Source organism: Polynucleobacter sp. 35-46-11 (assembly GCF_002281105.1).
In genome coordinates this window covers 1-3,101 of record NZ_NCFJ01000307.1, presented here as the reverse complement: position 1 = coordinate 3,101, position 3,101 = coordinate 1, and the positions used below count along the sequence as shown (strand labels likewise).

At 46.3% G+C, this 3,101-nt stretch carries 3 protein-coding genes; 2 read left to right on the top strand and 1 reads right to left on the bottom strand.

What is annotated here, in order from left to right; translation table 11 throughout:
• A partial coding sequence (locus B7Y67_RS13995) for a barstar family protein (protein WP_293599174.1) occupies positions 1–272 on the top strand: 272 nt, incomplete at its 5' end.
• A 56-nt stretch (positions 273–328) separates the two neighbouring features.
• On the opposite strand, the gene B7Y67_RS13990 is transcribed toward B7Y67_RS13995, so the two are convergent.
• Positions 329–1,090 carry a 16S rRNA (uracil(1498)-N(3))-methyltransferase gene (locus B7Y67_RS13990; protein ID WP_293599173.1) on the bottom strand — a complete coding sequence of 254 codons (762 nt, stop codon included), beginning with the start codon at positions 1,088–1,090 and terminating at the stop codon, positions 329–331.
• A 43-nt stretch (positions 1,091–1,133) separates the two neighbouring features.
• On the opposite strand from B7Y67_RS13990, the gene tkt reads away from it, so the two are divergent.
• Positions 1,134–3,101: transketolase (tkt, locus tag B7Y67_RS13985; RefSeq protein WP_293599172.1), on the top strand; the 1,968-nt coding region annotated here is incomplete at its 3' end.

The following is a 3,101-nucleotide window of genomic DNA, read 5'->3' as shown; positions in this document are numbered from 1 at the left end:
TGACTAAAGGCGAAGTATTGGAAGCGATTGCGATTGCCTACACATTTACTAAGCAACAAGCGAAGAATTTCGATCCTTTGCTAGATGCTTTGACGACTACGGTTGATAAGTCTGGTCCACAGCCGGGTTTCGTTGTGGTGCTCGAAGGCCTGCCTTGTACACAGAAGTTCGATAAAGAGGCTCGTGAAACTTTGTTAGATGTATTCCGTGATGCCGTGGACTTTTGGTCTGAGCGTCGCACACCATATCGCGTTTTCTACTCTTTTGCGTAAATCACTAACTCAGTAATTAGTTAAGTTGAGTACTAAGAAAACAGTATAAATCGCCTCTATTTGAGGCGATTTTGCATTTCTGGATCCCAAATGCTGTGAACGGCAGTGATCGCCACAATTCCAGCAGTCTCGGTTCGCAATACCCGGTCACCTAGAGAAACAATCTGATATCCAGCGGCTTGAGCTTGAGCCTCTTCCTCTGGAGAATGCCCACCCTCGGGCCCGATCATCAAAATAATATCCTGCGGTGGACTCTCAATTAATACTGAATACAAGCTTTTGTCAGTATCTGGGCTTAAAAGTAGCTTAAGTGGGGCTTTTTGTGGCTTTTGTAGATAACTTTCAAAACTTTGAACGGGCTCTACTGAAGCTAAAACTGTGCGATCACATTGTTCGCAGGCCGCCTGAATAATACCCTCCCAGTGGAGGAGGCGTTTTTGCGCCCGCTCGGCATCGCTAGAGCGCGTCAATTTAATCACTGAGCGCTCGCACTGCAGCGGTGCAATCACTTGAGCGCCGGTCTCTATGGCCTTCTCAACGACCCAATCCATCTTGTCGCCACCAGCCAGACCTTGCGCCAAAGTAATGGCATAGGGGCTCTCACGATGGGTGTCGAGGCGAATATCACTCAACTCTGCTTCCCCAGATTTATTGCTCAGGGAAAGGAGTTTTGCCTGGGCAACTTGGCCTTTGCCATCGAAGATGGGGAAGAATTCACCGACCTGGATACGGCGGACACGCAAGTGATGGGCGAGCTCAGGGGTGAGGGTATTTGGCTTTTGGATTTCCCATGGGCCGGGAAGATAAAATTGAGGCATTACTGAAATATAGCTAATTAATTTCCTAGAGACCCAATTTACGATGTCAAACCTTCAAATTCGCATGGCTAATGCCATTCGTGCTTTATCCATGGATGCAGTTCAACAAGCCAATTCTGGTCACCCTGGAATGCCAATGGGTATGGCTGATATTGCAGTTGGACTTTGGAATGAGCATTTGCAACATAACCCAACTGATCCGCACTGGATGAATCGCGATCGATTTGTTTTATCAAACGGTCATGGCTCCATGTTGTTGTATTCCTTATTACACCTCACGGGTTACGACTTGCCGATGAGCGAGTTAAAAAATTTCCGTCAGTTGCATAGCAAAACTGCAGGACATCCTGAATATGGAATTACTCCCGGAGTAGAAACAACTACCGGACCATTGGGTCAGGGGATTTCAAACGCAGTGGGTATGGCGCTTGCTGAAAAATTATTAGCGCAAGAATTTAATCGCCCGGGTCACGATATTGTTGATCACTACACCTATGTATTTTTGGGTGATGGTTGTTTGATGGAAGGTATTAGCCATGAAGTGTGTTCATTGGCTGGCACACTCAAACTCAATAAATTGATTGCGCTATGGGATGACAACGGCATCTCCATTGATGGCAAGGTGGTTTCTTGGTTTAACGAAGATACGCCAAAGCGTTTTGAAGCATACGGTTGGAATGTGATTCGTGATGTTGATGGTCATGATGCAGAGGCTGTATCTACCGCAATCGCTAAAGCGAAGAAGAGTGACAAACCAACCTTGATCTGTTGCAAGACAGCGATTGGTCAAGGCTCGCCGAATATGGCTGGCAGTGATAAGGTGCATGGCTCCCCATTAGGCTCAGCTGAAATAGCAGCAACTCGTGTTGCCTTGAACTGGCCGTATGCTCCGTTCGAAATTCCGAATGATATTTATGAAGCATGGGATTTCAAGAGACGCGGTCAAGCTGCTGAGCATGAATGGAATAAAGAATTCCAGGCATACAAAAATAAATACCCAGAACTGGCTTCTGAATTACAGCGTCGTATGCAAGGCGACTTATCTCAAGACTTCTCTAAAACTTTGGATGCTTACTTAAAAACTTGTGAAACCAAAGCGGAAACTATTGCTACTCGCAAAGCAAGTCAAAATGCCATCGAAGCATTAGCACCAGCCTTGCCAGAATTCATGGGTGGCTCTGCTGACTTAACGGGTTCTAACTTAACTAACTGGTCTTCATGTAAAGCTGTACGTGGTGACCATTGGGGTAACCACATCAATTACGGTGTTCGTGAATTTGGTATGAGCGCCATCATGAACGGTATCGCTTTGCATGGCGGCTACATTCCATTTGGCGGCACCTTCTTAACTTTCTCTGATTACAGCCGCAACGCCTTACGTATGGCTGCGCTGATGAAGTTGCGCAGCATCTTTGTATTCACACACGACTCTATTGGCCTGGGCGAAGATGGGCCAACACACCAGTCTGTTGAGCACGTAGCGAGCTTACGTTTGATTCCGAATTTGATGGTTTGGCGTCCATGTGACACCACTGAGAGTGCAGTTGCCTGGGGTGCTGCGATTGAGCGTAAGCATGGCCCAAGCGCCTTGATCTTCAGTCGTCAAAATTGCCCATTTGTGTCGCGCAATAGCCAGCAAGTAAAAGATATTGCCCGCGGTGGATATGTTTTACGTGATCCGAAGAAATCCAAAATTGATGCAGTAATTATTGCTACGGGATCTGAAATTGCTTTGGCATTACAAACTGCAGAGCGTTTAGAAGGTGAAGGTTTTGGCATTCGTGTGGTGTCAATTCCATCAACGACAGTATTTGATCAACAAGATGCTGCTTACAAAGCAAAAGTTTTGCCGGCTAATATTCCGCGCATTGCTGTTGAAGCTGGAGTGAGTGATTTCTGGTGGAAGTATGGTTGTGCAGCAGTGCACGGTGTTGATACTTTTGGTGAGTCAGCTCTCGCACCAGTGCTCTATGAATATTTTGGTTTAACAGTCGATCAGATTGCTAAAACT